Annotated in this window: 16 protein-coding genes and 1 pseudogene; 16 read left to right on the top strand and 1 reads right to left on the bottom strand. The window is 37.4% G+C overall.

Annotation, left to right across the window (positions count from 1 at the left end; all coding sequences use genetic code 11):
* Window positions 1–64 precede the first annotated feature (64 nt).
* The 7 genes from rlmD (at window position 65) to PGY05_RS01985 (ending at window position 8751) form a co-directional block, all read left to right on the top strand.
* The gene (rlmD, locus tag PGY05_RS02015) at window positions 65–1438 is read left to right on the top strand and encodes a 23S rRNA (uracil(1939)-C(5))-methyltransferase RlmD (RefSeq protein WP_195250689.1); all 1374 of its coding nucleotides are present in this window, start codon (window positions 65–67) and stop codon (window positions 1436–1438) included.
* A 176-nt stretch (window positions 1439–1614) separates the two neighbouring features.
* A complete protein-coding gene (locus PGY05_RS02010; RefSeq protein WP_207733928.1) occupies window positions 1615–2568 on the top strand; it encodes a DUF4268 domain-containing protein in 954 nt (317 codons plus the stop codon).
* A 179-nt stretch (window positions 2569–2747) separates the two neighbouring features.
* Window positions 2748–2954, top strand: coding sequence for a type II toxin-antitoxin system Phd/YefM family antitoxin (locus PGY05_RS02005; RefSeq protein WP_270475235.1), 207 nt, complete (start codon window positions 2748–2750; stop codon window positions 2952–2954).
* Window positions 2955–2965: 11 nt separating this feature from the next.
* Entirely contained in the window at window positions 2966–4600 is a 1635-nt protein-coding gene (locus PGY05_RS02000; protein ID WP_161159855.1) for an N-6 DNA methylase, read from the top strand.
* A complete protein-coding gene (locus tag PGY05_RS01995; RefSeq protein ID WP_161159853.1) occupies window positions 4587–5639 on the top strand; it encodes a DNA adenine methylase in 1053 nt (350 codons plus the stop codon). Before PGY05_RS02000 ends, PGY05_RS01995 begins: the two co-directional genes overlap by 14 nt.
* Before the next feature lie 8 nt (window positions 5640–5647).
* Entirely contained in the window at window positions 5648–7339 is a 1692-nt protein-coding gene (locus PGY05_RS01990) for an McrB family protein (protein WP_270475234.1), read from the top strand.
* Between the two features lie 14 nt (window positions 7340–7353).
* Window positions 7354–8751, top strand: a complete 1398-nt coding sequence (locus PGY05_RS01985; protein WP_270475233.1) for an LlaJI family restriction endonuclease — start codon at window positions 7354–7356, stop codon at window positions 8749–8751.
* A 45-nt stretch (window positions 8752–8796) separates the two neighbouring features.
* On the opposite strand, the gene PGY05_RS16765 is transcribed toward PGY05_RS01985, so the two are convergent.
* The gene (locus tag PGY05_RS16765; RefSeq protein ID WP_416387170.1) at window positions 8797–9024 is read right to left on the bottom strand and encodes a CGNR zinc finger domain-containing protein; all 228 of its coding nucleotides are present in this window, start codon (window positions 9022–9024) and stop codon (window positions 8797–8799) included.
* A gap of 240 nt (window positions 9025–9264) precedes the next feature.
* Between PGY05_RS16765 and PGY05_RS01980 the strand changes: the two genes are divergently transcribed.
* The 9 genes and pseudogenes from PGY05_RS01980 to PGY05_RS01940 all read left to right on the top strand — a co-directional run bounded on the left by PGY05_RS01980 (window position 9265) and on the right by PGY05_RS01940 (window position 15059).
* Entirely contained in the window at window positions 9265–9573 is a 309-nt protein-coding gene (locus tag PGY05_RS01980; RefSeq protein ID WP_195251589.1) for a DUF7698 family protein, read from the top strand.
* Between the two features lie 2 nt (window positions 9574–9575).
* Window positions 9576–9803: a DUF7678 domain-containing protein gene (locus PGY05_RS01975; protein ID WP_195251588.1), complete on the top strand. Its 228-nt coding sequence runs from the start codon at window positions 9576–9578 to the stop codon at window positions 9801–9803.
* Between the two features lie 149 nt (window positions 9804–9952).
* Window positions 9953–10126 (top strand): annotated as a pseudogene (locus tag PGY05_RS01970) (terminase large subunit); the annotation flags it as partial.
* 22 nt (window positions 10127–10148) lie between these two features.
* Entirely contained in the window at window positions 10149–11426 is a 1278-nt protein-coding gene (locus PGY05_RS01965; RefSeq protein WP_243263685.1) for a recombinase family protein, read from the top strand.
* A gap of 129 nt (window positions 11427–11555) precedes the next feature.
* Window positions 11556–12056: a helix-turn-helix transcriptional regulator gene (locus tag PGY05_RS01960; protein ID WP_195251587.1), complete on the top strand. Its 501-nt coding sequence runs from the start codon at window positions 11556–11558 to the stop codon at window positions 12054–12056.
* On the top strand, window positions 12056–12616 hold the full coding sequence (locus PGY05_RS01955; protein WP_195251586.1) for a hypothetical protein: 561 nt from the start codon (window positions 12056–12058) through the stop codon (window positions 12614–12616). The genes PGY05_RS01960 and PGY05_RS01955 overlap by 1 nt, the downstream gene beginning before the upstream one ends.
* A 14-nt stretch (window positions 12617–12630) precedes the next feature.
* Entirely contained in the window at window positions 12631–12981 is a 351-nt protein-coding gene (locus PGY05_RS01950; protein ID WP_195251585.1) for a hypothetical protein, read from the top strand.
* The gene (locus PGY05_RS01945) at window positions 12971–14332 is read left to right on the top strand and encodes a hypothetical protein (protein WP_195251583.1); all 1362 of its coding nucleotides are present in this window, start codon (window positions 12971–12973) and stop codon (window positions 14330–14332) included. Before PGY05_RS01950 ends, PGY05_RS01945 begins: the two co-directional genes overlap by 11 nt.
* A 34-nt stretch (window positions 14333–14366) precedes the next feature.
* Window positions 14367–15059, top strand: coding sequence for a hypothetical protein (locus PGY05_RS01940; RefSeq protein WP_195251581.1), 693 nt, complete (start codon window positions 14367–14369; stop codon window positions 15057–15059).
* The last annotated feature ends 281 nt before the right edge of the window (window positions 15060–15340 follow it).

Here is a 15340-nt window from a genome sequence, read left to right as displayed (position 1 = left end):
GAAAGCAGCGAAGGCAGGAATTGTCAAAGATTCCTGCCTTTTCTATGTGAGGGTATAAAGATAGATGAAAAAAGGACAGATATTAGAAGGATATATAGAAAGGGTAGATTTCCCGAATAAAGGATTTGCCGTGGTAGAGGACGAAGAAAAAAAAGTGATCGTGAAGAATACCGTTCCGGAACAAAAGGTGCGTTTCGCGGTGAATAAGATACGAAAAGGTCAGGCAGAGGGACGGCTTCTGGAAATTCTGGAGCATTCACCGGAAGAATGTCAGCCGGCATGTCCGCATTTTGGAGCCTGTGGCGGATGCACTTATCAGAATCTGCCGTATGAAAAGCAGGTGGAGATGAAGGAAGCGCAGATCCATGCGATGATGGATGCGGCGGTTGATGGTGATTATATCTGGGAGGGTGTTAAAGAAAGCCCTGTCAGAGAGGGATACCGCAATAAAATGGAATTTTCTTTTGGAGACGAATATAAGGACGGACCTCTTGCACTTGGCATGCATAAAAGAGGCAGCTTTCACGATATTGTAAATGTTACAGAATGCAAGATTGTGGATGAGGATTTCAGACGAATTATAAAGGCTGTTCTGGAGTTTGCGACAGATACAGGTCTTCCGTATTATCACAGAATGCGCCATACTGGATTTTTCCGTCATCTTCTTGTGAGAAAGGCAGTTCGCACCGGAGAAATTCTGATTGATTTGGTAACAACATCGGAGGCACAGCTAGATGAAGCCAGACTGGTGGAAAAGCTTACCGGTCTTTCTTATGATGGGAAGCTTGCCGGAATTCTTCATACAACCAACAACAGCCTTGCGGATGTGGTAAAAGATGAAGGAACCAAAATTTTATATGGACAGGATTATTTCTATGAGGAACTTCTGGGACTGAAGTTCAAGATCACACCATTTTCTTTCTTCCAGACTAATTCCCTTGGCGCGGAAGTGCTTTATGAGGCAGCAAGATCTTATATCGGTGAGACGAAAGATAAGGTAATCTTTGATCTCTACAGTGGAACCGGAACGATTGCACAGATCCTTGCACCAGTGGCAAAAAAAGTAGTGGGTGTGGAGATCGTTGAAGAGGCTGTAGAGGCTGCAAAAGAAAATGCTGCTTTAAATGGACTCGATAACTGTACCTTCTGGGCTGGAGATGTGTTGAAAGTAATCGATAATCTGGGTGAAGTACCGGATCTGATCGTATTGGATCCACCAAGAGACGGTGTGCATCCGAAAGCACTGGAAAAGATCATTGATTTTGGTGTGGAAAGAATGGTTTATATTGCCTGCAAGCCGACCAGCCTGGCAAGAGATCTGGAGCTTCTGCAGGGAAGAGGATATCAGGTAGAACGGATTGGGTGTGTGGATCTTTTCCCGAGCACTTATCATGTGGAGACGGTAGTTTTGATGTCAAAGGTGAACCCTGACAAGTAAATATAGTGTAGCAGTTAAAGGACTTTCTTAGAGGCTATCGTTAAAAAGTGTATGAAGTCTTGCGGAAAGTCCTTTTTTGATGCTTGTAAATAGCCTAGTGGGAATTGGTCTACTCGGTGGGGTTGACACTAGGAGATGGATATAAGAGATTTGAACCCTAGAGGGGTTCAATAAAAATGATTGAGAAGGAGGCAAGATTAAAAGTGATTAATTTGAGCAGATTAGAAGAAATAAAGGATTTGCGTACTGTGTGGCCGCATGAAGCCCTTGATTTTACGCCATGGCTTTCGCAGGACGATAACATATCCTTGCTAGCTGATGCGGTTGGAATGGATATTACTGTAGATGAAACAGAGTCATCTGTTGGAGACTTTAACGTTGACATTTTTGCGTCTGAAACGGGAACTGATAGAAAAATCATAATTGAAAATCAGTTGGAAGATACCAATCATGACCATCTTGGAAAATTGATTACATATGCATCTGGAAAGTCTGCGGATGTTGTGATTTGGGTTGTAAAGCACGCACGTGAGGAGCATAAAGCGGCTATTGAATGGTTGAATAATCATACTGATGATAATGTAGGATTCTTTTTATGTGAAATCAAGCTATATAGAATTGGAAGTTCTGAGCCAGCAGTCAAGTTTGAAGTAGTAGAGAGACCTAATGATTGGACGAAAGAAGTGAGGAAGAGTGAATCTGTGAATGAAACTCAACAGTCGAGATATGACTATTGGGTGGCTTTTGAAGACTACGTTTTTAATATTCCGGCATTTGCAAAGAATTTCAAGAGAAGAAAACCGTCTACAGATCATTGGATGAATTTCAGTATTGGTTCTTCGGCATGCCATATTGCAGTATCTCAGATTCAAAAGAGGGATGAATTGGATGTGGAACTGTATATTAATGATGACCCTGATTTATATAATTCTCTTTTGGAAAATAAAGAGAATATAGAATCGTTATGTGGATTATCGTTTGATTGGAGAGAACTACCAGACAGAAAAGCAAGCAGGATAGTACTTGAGAAATCGGTTCAATTTGCAAACAAGAGTCAATGGGAATCTCAGTTTGAATGGCTTGCTGATGTAATGGTTAAGATGAAGGCGGCATTCTGTAGGTACATTTAATTGAAAAAATAATACGAAGCAAAAACACATTTAAAATTAGAACATCAAATCTTAAATGTGTTTTTTATGCTAAAATGTAATTACAATTATAATGTAAATACAAGTTGTAAAATAAGTTGTAATTTGAATTGAAATATGATATATTATAATAGTTGAATTATGCTAGGGAGGTATAGCTCGTGAGTGATAAAAAAATAAAGTTACCAATGGAACATTTAAACATTGGAGAATTCAATCGTGGGCAGTCTTCGAAGTTGATAAGAAATCTGGTTGATCATGATCAGGCTGCATTCATTCAAAAAAATGGGAAACCAATTGCGGTGGTATTTTCATATGAACGCTATGAACGACTACTTAATTCGGGAATAGATATCAACGAATACTAAGGAGGCTATCTATGGTCGCAAGAAAATATGGTGTAGTTTATACACCAGATAGATTAGCAGATTTTGCTGCAGAATTACTATGCTCTGAAATTGAAGAAAGCAAATTTGATAACATAAAGGTATTGGATCCGGCCTGTGGCGAATGCGCATTATTAGATTCAGTAAAAAAGATTAAAGGAAAAGGGTATGAATATATAGGTATAGATGTAGATAAGACTGCAATTTTATCAGCAAGTAGAGAATATACCATAATTAACAACGATACTATTTTACCTAAAAATGTTAGAAAAAAAACAGCTGAGTTTTGGGCAGGAAAACTTCCTGTAATAAATGCTATTATAGCTAATCCTCCGTGGAGTTCTGAAAAGATATATAATCGTGATGATTTAAGAAATGCCGGATTTGAGTTGACAGTTGGACAATATGATAGTTTTGTCCTTTTCTTAGAATTAGCCTACAAAATGATTTGTGAAAATGGTGTTTTTGCCTTTATTATTCCAGATTCCATTTTTGATTCACAGAATGAAAATCTTAGGAGATTCTTGACTCAAAATACAGAAATAAAGGTCATTGCTCGTTTAGGTGAAAAATTATTTGATGAAGTTAATAGAGCAACTACGATTATTGTGTGCAAAAAAAGAAAACCGACTGAACAGAGTATCACCAAGTGTTTTAGGCTATCAACTGATAATAGAAAAAAATATCTTTTAACGGATATACAACTTATGGATATATATAAAGAAAATGTCCATCAAGTATTGCAAAAACGTTTCTTAGAGAATCCGTCATGTAACTTTGATGTTGATACGAGACGAGAAGAAGAAGAGTTATTGGCCAAAATTAAATCCAGTTCAATTATATGGGGTGAAAAATTTAATTTTGGCCGTGGTGTTGAAATCTCAAAATCTGGGAATGTTGTTTTTTGTAGTAAATGTGGATGTGCGCAAGGCTATAAAAAGTCACAATTAGAAAATGGTGAAAAGATATGTACATATTGTGGAAAGAAAATCGAAGTTTCCGAAAGCACAATTGGAAGTGTTATTTCTAAACATTCTACAGGAAATGACAATCGCATTTTAGTAGGTGAGAATGTTAAACGGTATGGAATAGAAGGCAAATGCTATATAAAAACATCTGTTCCAGGAATTAATTATAAGGATTTGAGAATGTACACTCCACCGAAACTAATTGTACGAAAAACAGGGTTGGGAATTTATGCATCAATTGATTATACGGGAAGTATGACGAGCCAAACGGTATATATTTTAAAATTAAGGGATAATGCTGATGGTACCCCGTTGGAGTATTATTTGGCCCTACTTAATTCTAGAGTTATATATTATTTTTATCTAAAGGTATATGGCGAGAATGAATGGAAATCACATCCATACTTAACCAAGCAAATTATTTATTCATTGCCAATACGAGAATATACGCAATCAGCACTAGATATAGAAATTATTAAACTGGCAAAAGACTTAGCAAGAAAATATGAATACTCTAAAGATTTGCAGCTTGAAAAATTAATTTGTCGAAAGTATGAATTAACCGATGCTGAAATCCGATTGATTTATGATGAGATGAATCGTCTTCCTGATTTAGGTGCTGTAAATAATATGAAAGTTGAGGTAGATGTTAATGTATAGATATATAGGAAATAAAGCAAAACTAACTCCATATATTCTTGATAAGGTTCAGCAAATGATAGGGGATACGGGTACAGTAGCTGATATTATGGCAGGAACGGGAACGGTATCATTAGAATTACGAAAGAAAGGTTATAAGGTTGTTGCATCTGATGTTATGACATATTCTTATCATCATCTTAATGTAAACCTTTGCATGAAAAAACCGCCTGAGTTTTTGGGGTTAAAAGACATTATTACCGATGATTCACAATGCATGTATGAATCGGTATTAAAATATTTAAATTGCATAGAACCGAAAAAAAGTTTTTTTTATCGGGAATTTTCACCAGAGGGAACACCGAGAAATGGCACACCCTCTAGAAAATATTTCACATCAGAAAATGCAATGCGTATTGATGCAATTCGAGAAAAAATAAATGAGTGGATTGATGATAAACTTATAAATAAAAGTGAAGAATCTTTGTTAAAGCATACACTTATAATGGCGGTAAATGAGGTAGCCAATATATCAGGAACATATGGATATTTTTTATCTTCGTTTAAAAAGAATTCATTGGAGAGGCTAGAATTAAAACCAGTTGATTTTTATGATGATAATAATGAAGGGCATGTTATCAAGCTAGGCTTTGCTGAGAATCTTGCAGCTACTATAAAAGCAGATTTGTGTTACATTGATCCGCCATATATGAAAAGACAGTATGCAGCTAATTATCATATATTGGAGACAATTGCTAGGGGTGATTTTCCAGATGCAGTTGGTAAAAGTGGCTTGCGTGATTGGTGGGATCAACATTCTAAACTTTGTACAAAAACAAAAGGCTTGCAATCTTTTGAAAAAATTATTTCTGACATGCAATGTTCAAAGTTCTTGATTAGTTACAGTGAAGATGGGTTATTTACGTTAGAACAGCTACAGGAGTGCTTTAGTAAATTTGGAAATGTATTGGTACAAGAAATTGATTATAATCGTTTCAGAAGTAATGACAGTAAATTACCACAGAAATTAAAAGAATATTTAATTTCTGTAGAAAGGTAGGAAATTAAATGGAATATATTGAAAGAATTTTTTATAGAAAAATTAATCCATCCGATTTCAAAAAACTTTATGACATTGACAGACCGGAAGGTGGTGGTGGACAGACATACTTAGAAGCAGCAGGAATTCCAAATGAAAAAATTGTTGATTTCTTAAGTTATGCAGAAGTTTCTGATAGTCCGCTTAAGGAAAAGGGAGAGACGAGATCAGTTTATACTTTTAACGCATATGTTTTAGGTAATTCCAAAGTAGGAAGCGCATTTATAGAATTTGCACCTAGGAGCGGCAGAAACAATTATAGAATTAGCCGACAGAACATGAAGTATAAACATCCGGCATGGAGTGTTGATAATGGATTCCCCGAAGCAAATAAAGACACTAACGGAGATTATACATCGGATGGAAATTTTGAGGGCATTATTGACAATTTGGTTATTTGGATTATAAAAACATCAAACAGAAAATATTATGCTGGATTTGTCAACAAAGATACAATGCCTGATGCGTGGCCGCATGATATAGGTCTTGAGGAAATATTTAGAGGTGAGCGTCGTGGAGTAATCGACACAGAACCGTTCAGATTGCAATTTATCGATAATAAAGAATGCCCATTTGGTGATTATAGTATTATGGGGATTGAAGAAGATAGGATTACATCAGGTTGTAATGTTCTTCTTTACGGAGTTCCTGGATCGGGAAAGAGTTGGACCATTGAACATGAGTACTGTAAAAAAGAAACAAATGTAGAAAGATTGGTTTTCCATCCAGATTACACATATTCTGACTTTATAGGGCAGATTCTTCCGAATGTAGATGATGATGGACAGGTTAGCTATAAGTTTACTTCTGGTCCTTTTACAAACATCTTAGCAGATGCGTATCGTAATCCGGAAAAAGAATATATCCTTATTATTGAGGAGATAAACAGAGGTAATGCTCCAGCAATATTCGGTGAAGTATTCCAGTTACTTGACAGAAAAACTGAAATCAGAGATTTTGATGATGATGGTTATCCAGTCGGAACAAGTGAATATGGAATCACAAATGCGAATATCGCAAAGATTGTTTATGGCGATCCAAAACATAAGGTTCGTATTCCATCAAACCTTTCAATTCTCGGAACAATGAATACCTCTGACCAGAACGTATTTACTCTTGATACTGCTTTCCAGCGCAGATGGGAAATGCGTTTGATTGAAAATAACTTTGAACATGTTGACAGAAATTTGGCTGATGCAGTGATTCTAGATACTGGAATCACATGGGAAGTTTTCTGTACACAAATCAACAACATTATTGTTGGAAATAACGCAAGAATGACTTCAGCAGAGGATAAACGTCTCGGCGCATATTTCGTACATCTTAGAGATTTAAGATACGACCAGGAGATGGGTAATCTTTCAGATGGTGAATATGATAATCTGAGAAGAAAAGAAGAGGATAAATCTATCACAGAAGCAGAAAAAGAAAGATTGGATACTATTAGAAATGCGATGAAACAGAATCGTAAATTTCCTGAGAAGGTTATCAAGTATCTTTGGGACGATGCATTTAAGTTCAACAGAGAGGTTGTTTTTGAGACCTCCCAGTTCCAAAGTTTGGAGCAGGTTATTCGTACATTTATGTATGCAGAGAAGATGGATCGTTTTGCAATGTTTAAGGAAAATGTAAGAGCAGCATTTACCAATCCAGAAGAGTAAGGTGGTGATTCAATATGGATTTGGACACAGCATTACACACTGCACTGGTTGATGATGATATAAAAAAGCATTGTCACGTGAACTCAAATGAAGATGGAGATCGATTTGTTGGAATCAAAGCAGACTCTGATAATGCGATGGTCTATTTTCCTATCGGATATCAACTGCCGGAAACAGATAATGAGATAAGAACTGATATAAAGCATTTGATTCAAGTCTTGTCTGAGTTTACAACATCGGAGGATAGACTACTTGCTATAAATAAATTCGCAGCTCCACAGTCGGTTGACTTTCCAATCAATGCGTATAAAAGCGTTATAGAATACTATTTCTCTATCGGTGGAAAGTATTATGTTGAGGTTGATCCGACTTTTAAGACAAGCGCTACAGGTAAGCAGGATTGGCCAAGAACGGTTAGAAATCAAGTACCATTGGTTCAGCAAAAGGGTGGGGTTAGTTCCTTTATTTATACAGAATTTACGGTTAGAGCAACGACACCGAATGATTCGAAGCAAATCACGCAGATTAATCGTTTCTGTGTTTATGAAGCATTTAAAAAGCTGGGATGGCTTTATGTTCCTTATATGCCAGAACAGCCGGGGCCGCATCCGGATGTCAAAACTTCGATTGCAATATTAACTTCAAAATTAGGAGCAACGAATGATGACAAAAAAAGAAATCTGTTCCAGGCGATGAAGGATATGCTTGAGTACATGGATGAAAAAACTTCTGACAGACAGTTTTACTTTGGTACTGATGATTTTGATCATGTTTGGGAAAAACTTATTGACCGTGCATTTGGTGAGAAAGATAAGGACAAATATTTCCCTCGTTCACGATGGTTATTAAGTCATGGAAAGTATAAAGAAAAACGTCCTCTAATGCCAGATACTATTATGATTTATAATGGTAAGTATTACATTTTGGATGCAAAGTGCTACAAGTATGGTTGGACAGGTATTCCAGAACATCTGCCAAATGGTTCATCAATTAACAAGCAGATTACATACGGTGAGTACCTCGAAAAATATAAAGGCATCGATACGAATTCTTTATTTAATGCTTTTATTATGCCATACAATATGGAACAGAATTATTTTGAACTCACTAGCGTTGTCGGAAATATTGGAGAAGCGGTTGGTGATTGGAGACATAACAAAAAATTCTATGAACGTATTCAAGGTATTGTAATGGATACTCGATATTTGATGTACCACTACACCGGAAATCCTATGAAAGAGAAAGTTGCATTAGCTGATTGCATAGAAGCGGTACTTGGTAAAGGTGAAGTGCCACCAGTAGGTGGGGCACCAAAACATACTCCGGTTTCATATATGGATATGTCTTCCAAGCAGTCTGTTTCAATGGTTGCAGAATCACTCAATTACAACATTGGACAAGAGAAAAAATAATAAAATGAAAATCCCTCTACTTGCATAAAAAGCAGAGGGATTGTTCTAATTTTCAGCTAATTCACGTTTTTTCTTTCTATAGCGATCTTGTGTAACACGATTGCAACATTCAGTACTGCAATATCTATTTCTTGTTGATGTGGTTTTTACTAGGAAGTATTTTCCACATCGAGGATTGTCACATGGTCTATATAATTCTAAGTCCGGTTTTAAATAAAAAATTGAAAAGTAAGCGGCACATAATAGAGAATCGACTTTCCAAGAAGGACTCATGGTATCTACGTTATAGACTGGATGTATTCCGTTGAGGTTTGCATTTATTTCCTCGCCAACAATGTAATTTGCCACTTCAGTCATGGCGGTTTTTATGGACTGACTAAGGCTATTGAAATCTGGTGATTTATAATAGTTGATAGCACCTGTGAAATTAATAATGCTCACATCGTATAAGCAGTGAAAAAGAACATCAATGATTTTTCTTGCTATCCCATTCCCATTATAGTTTACATACAATTGAATAACGGATTTGAACAGCGGTTCGTTATATCCTGGCACAGACGAGTAGCCACTGATAATATCATTATATTCAGAAATGATTACTGTATTATTTCCGATAATCGAGTCATCAATATTATAGAAATCACCAGAGGAATCAAAGAGTTCACCATCAGCTCTGCATTTTCAAGCCTTATCGAAACCTTAGCAGAATTTGAAAAGAACGGCATCTACATGAACGGACTTACAACGGTCAACGCAAGATACACCGATTGGGAAACCGGAGAGCATTCCAGAATTCCGGCAATCAAGATGGAGGTGAGATAAGCATGTGGGCAGAAGGAAGCATCAAGGTTTCAAACAACATCTTCCACTACTGGGTCAAACACTTCGAAGAGCCGAGCGAAGATTACGGTATGGACGGCGGCAGGATTTCCAAGCTGATGTTAAAGCGAGACGGTGAGATCGCCTATAACTATGACAGAGGATTGAATATTCCTCCGGCCGACCAAGAAACCGAGATGGCACTTGCCATTTTGATGAAGGAATATAACTAAAACAGAAAGTTTCAGAAGAACCGCCCGCAAGGGTGTGTTCCTCGTTCTACGATATATATTGGACAGTCGCAGTGATGCGGCTTATTTTTATGCAATTTTGGAGGTGATGCAGCTTGCGAAAATTAGAAGATTATAAGCCTACCAAGTTCATGGCGGATACCTCGCATTACGATGAAACGATGGCGGATTTTGCTGTCAGCTTTATTGAGGAGCTGTGCCATACCAAAGGAACATGGGCGGGAAAGAAATTTGAGCTGATTGATTGGCAGGAACAGATCATAAGAGATTTATTCGGCGTGTTAAAACCTAACGGATACAGACAGTTGTATGGCCGGAAAGGTTGATATGATTATTACAAAGTCCATCAGCCGATTCGCAAGAAACACTATCGACTGCCTGAAATATGTGAGGCAGCTGAGGGAAAAGAATATAGCCATTATATTCGAAAAGGAAAACATCAATACACTGGAAGCATCCGGAGAACTGCTTCTTACCATTATGGCCTCGCTGGCACAGCAGGAGTCCGCATCCTTGTCGCAGAATGTAAAGTTAGGACTGCAGTTTCGATATCAGGAAGGAAAAGTACAGGTTAATCATGAACATTTCCTTGGGTATACAAAGGATGAGGATGGCAATCTTATCATTGATGAGGATGAAGCAAAGATTATTCGAAGAATTTACAGAGAGTACTTAGAAGGAGCTAGTTTAAGAGACATTGCAGATGGATTGGAACGAGACAAAATCAAGACTGGTGGCAAACGATATAAATGGCATTTAAGCACTGTTCGTGGGATCCTTAGAAATGAAAAATACATGGGAGATGCACTTCTGCAGAAAACGATTACTACAGATTATATAGAAAAAATCCGAATTAGAAATGACGGGACAGTTCCGCAGTATTATGTGAAAGACAGCCAGGAGCCCATTATAGCACGAGATATATTTGCACAGGTGCAGGAAGAAATGATTAGACGAGCCAATCTTATGAGTGGAAAGGATGGTAAAAAGAAAAGAATCTATTCCAGTAAATATGCTCTTTCTAGCATTTGTACCTGCACAAAGTGCGGAGATATCTACAGACGAATTGCCTGGAACAATAGAGGAAAGAAATCCACAGTATGGAGATGCTGTACGAGAGTGGAGAATGGGCCCTCCGCTTGTGATGCATCAACCGTGCAGGAATCAGAACTTCAAAATGCAACCGTCAAGGCAATCAATCAGCTACTTAGCTGCTCAGACAGAATGATGCGGATATTAAAGGATAATATAGAAACAGCACTTGCAGACGATAATTCCGATGAGATAGAAAAGGTGAATGTTATCCTAAAGAAAAAGCAGAAAGAGCTAGTAAAGCTTGCTCATGCAAAAAAAGATTATACAGCACTTGCCGATGAGATAGATAATTTAAGAGAAGAGAAACAGAAACTTCTGGTACAGAGAGCAGAGACAGAGGGTGTGAAAAAGAGAATTGCAGAACTAACCGATTTCCTTCAAGATGCGGATCAGGAACTGTCAGAATACGATGAAGGAATGGTTAGAAAATATATTGAGCAGATAAAGATATATGAAGATAAGTTTACGATCTGCTTTAAGGCACAGGTTCAGATAGAAGTAAAAAGATGAATTTTGAGAGATGGAGCATCCTCATTACTAAGAAGTGATTCTGGGTAATGAGGAATTTTTTTGTTCACACAATGTACATTGACAAATATATTGTCAAATGATATTATATTTCAAAAGGAGGAGGCATCAATGGAAGAGATTCAGAGAATGCAAGATAATTTACTGTTGATACGCAGAGCTATTGGGTGGACTGCAGCTGAATTCGGAGATCAGATTGGTGTTACCCGTCAGACAATCAATAATATTGAAAGCGGAAGAAATAAGCTGACAAAGACACAGTATATCGCTATGAGAAGTGTAATTGATGCAGAAATTGTAAAGCATCCGGAAGAAACCGAGATGGTTAAAACTCTCCTGGATATGTTGGTTGATCATCCAGAGAATTATTCAAAAGCGGATTATAATAAATTGCTTGAGAAAGCAAATTTAATGTCTCCTGCAATATTAGCAGGTACTGCAACAAGAGAGACTGTTTCAAAAGAGTGGATGAAGACTGCAGGAACAGTTGGAGCAGTTGTCGCAGGTGTAATGGCAGTTCCTTTTGCAGGAGTGCCGATTGTAGGTGCTGCAGTTGGAGGATGGCTGGCAAAGGCAGTCATGACTACAGATAAGAGAAAGGAGGATAAGTGATGAGCAACGATAAGAAAGGCTATGTTACAAAAAAGAAAAATATGAATTTTCAGAGCGTTGAATCACTCCAATCTGTAGTTAATGTAGTGAATGAAGCAGCAGTTGCTGTTGATGATAAAAAGAGAACGATAAGAGAGAGTGCTATTCCGGAAGTTTTAGCTGGGGCACTTGGTGCAGGTATTGGTGGAGTTGGCTCATTTGCCGCTCTGTATGGACTAGGATCCGTTGTGGGTCTTTCGGCGGCAGGAATAACTTCTGGACTTGCAGCAGCTGGTGGTATTGTTGGAGGTGGAATGGCAGCAGGTGTTTTTGTGCTTGCTGCACCAGTCGCTGTTCTTGGAGGTGTAGGTGTAGGAGTTGCAGCACATCTGAAGAATAAGCAATTGCGTCAAGAAAAAGAAAGACTTTATAAGGAAGCCTTGAGTAAACATGATGCAATTATTAAAGCATTAAAAGAAGAAGCTGATGCAGATAAAGAACGAATGGATTATTTGCAGAGTTTAAACATTTTACTTCAAAGAGCAATAACAGATTTGCAGAAAGATCTCGGTATAGCGTAGCGGGAGGCGTGCAGATGGATCAGGAGAAGGAAGAATTTGAAATGCAAAACAACTCAAATGGTGTATTTGACAATTTTGCACATGGAATAGAAGAACATCCGAAAGAGACGGGTTTAGGTGTTTTGGGTCTTCTGGGACTTTTGGGAATTACCAATTTTATTCAATGGAGGAAAAGACGGAAAGAACGAAAACATTATGAAGAAGTGGAGACTCTTCAGAAAGATGCACTTCAAAAGCATGACGCTCAGATTCGAGATTATAAGGATTTATCAGAAGAAAATGAGTATTTGAAGAAGCTGAATAGTGCTCTGTGTGATGCACTTGTAGAGTCAAGTGAAGGTGGTGAATCAAATAATGAAGAGTAGAGGTGAAAATACAGAGCAAGAAATCAATAAAGTAATAATACATCATGATATGATGTTAAAAGAAATACAAAATCAAAGAGAAAATGCACCAAAGTTTGATGCTTCTGCAGCAGAAGAAATACTAAGAAGCAGAGGATATGATTTGCCACAGAAAAAGAGAACAACGGTTTCATTAGCAAAGCGCAGGGCAGTTGTTATCCGTCCTTGGAATGAAGTCTTTGCTGAGGCTGATAGATTTGTATCCGGTGAATGTGATATTAAGTCTATTTTTACAGAGGAAGAATTACAGCAAAATACGGAAGCCATCCATTTAATGAACATAGAGTTTAATCAAATACATAGGCTTGATAAGGTTGACGTGGCAATTGGAGCACTTGCCGGAATGGTAGGATCGGCGGTTGATACATTGATGGTGGGAATTCCACAGAAAACATCGGAAGGATTGAAAGCAGGGCCGTTATCAAATTATATTAGAGATTATTTTGATAGGAAGTTCCCTGAAGAAGAAATGCAGAAACTTGCTAATTCGAAGGAGAGTAAAGTTCCGTTTGATGCTCAGGACAATCGTCATACAACAATTCGTGTCGAAGGGCTGTCCGCCTACTATCACAGATTGCTGCAGCTTGGACATGATCCGGTATTAGGTTTTGTTTTTGGTGTTGCTGATATTTTGACTGGACGTATGACAACTATTGACAAAAACGGAAAAGTAGTTAGTCAAGTGATGGAAAACTATGCTGAAAGAAAAGAAACAGAAATCTTCAAGGCTTTGGCAAAGCAGATTGCTCATTTTAAATCGGATGTGACCACATCAATGGGACTGCCGGTGCCATTTATGAGTTTGTTCAATCTTCTTCAGTTTGGAAACATTGGAGAGTATGACCAAACCATCGCTGAAATCGTGCAGGGAATGTATTACGAAGGATATGATTTTATTCACTTTTGCTCTATGTCAATTCCGACAATGCTGGTAGAGGTGATTGTTCGAATGGGATATGCTTTTAAAAGAATCAGTGAGGGCTATTCAATAAAGGATTCCATCCCTGTTTCTTTAAACAGAGAAAAGCATCCAAAGCTAGCCACTATGTTATTCTTAGGGCATTCGGCGGCAACAGCAGTTAATGCCGGAAAAGTTACTTTTTCAGAAAATCCTATGGCTATCAACTATCCGCAGTGGATTGCCTTTACAAAGTACTCATATTCTCAGTTGAAATGGGCAGTTATGGAGAAACCGTCTATGAGAGAAGCTTATGTGTCAGGAAAAATATATGAGGAAATGCAAAAAGTGTTTGATGAAGTCGAGAATACTTTCGAGGAATATACGAGAGACAAAAAAGTCATTTATAGCTGATATTCATTTAAATATAAAATTGGAGGGTGCGTTAATGGATTGGGTAATTATAGCGCTAGAGGTTCTTGGTATCATAACAGTATTTCTGCTAGGTTTATTTACCAAAAACTATTTACCATCATATATGGAGAAAAAAGGTGAAAACCTAGCGACAAAAGAAGATGTTAAAGAAATAACCAGAAAAACAGAAGAAGTACAGCAGGAATTTCGACAGGAAATGGCAAGATTTTCTCAGGATCTGGAATTTAAATATGACTTTTACTATAAACAATATGAAGGGTTGTATAGTTTTTTATATGCGATAGTTACTCAATCTGAATATACAAAGCATATAATAAAACTGACTGACGGAAGGGATTTGACATTTGATGATTATCCTTTTGTTAAGATTTCCCCTACAAGAAGGGTTAAAACAACATTTGAACTAGGAAAAACTACACATGAAGAATCTTTTATAGAAACAGAAATTTCAGAATTCGATCAAAAGAAAATTTGTGAGTATATTATCAGCAATGGTCATCTTGCTACGCCAGAACTACTTAAATTAGCAGTTTCATATCGTTTAGTTACTAATTTGGGTGTTGATAAAGAAATCGCGGATGGCGAGGAATTTCGCTTGATAAAGGAAATTGTAACTAGGATAGTTCGAGAATACAATTTTTTCAGAAAAGAACTTCAGATGACTTACAATGAAGAAGAACTTAATTCTGGAATTGCTACTATTTAACGATAGCCTAGACCTATCGTTAAAAGGTTCTTAGATATGTTTCCGCATACGGACAGAACTGGCAGACGTACTTAGAGAGCAGTCGAGCCATATAGAAACTTGTGTTTTATTGTCCAAACTAGGATAAAAGCTGGCAGATTGGTAAATGGTATTCGTAATATTGCAGAAGAGATTGTGTTAAAAGAATTGGTGTATATCTAAAGCATGGAAAGCTCCTTCGGGAGTTTTTGGCTGTTTATAAGATAAATTCTGTCGGAGATTTATTATAAAACATTACTTTA

The organism is Coprococcus sp. AF51-11b1 (genome assembly GCF_027682785.1).
Classification (GTDB): domain Bacteria; phylum Bacillota; class Clostridia; order Lachnospirales; family Lachnospiraceae; genus Allocoprococcus; species Allocoprococcus comes.
The sequence above is the reverse complement of the archived record's forward strand: the minus strand, read 5'-3'. Positions and strand labels throughout refer to the sequence as shown.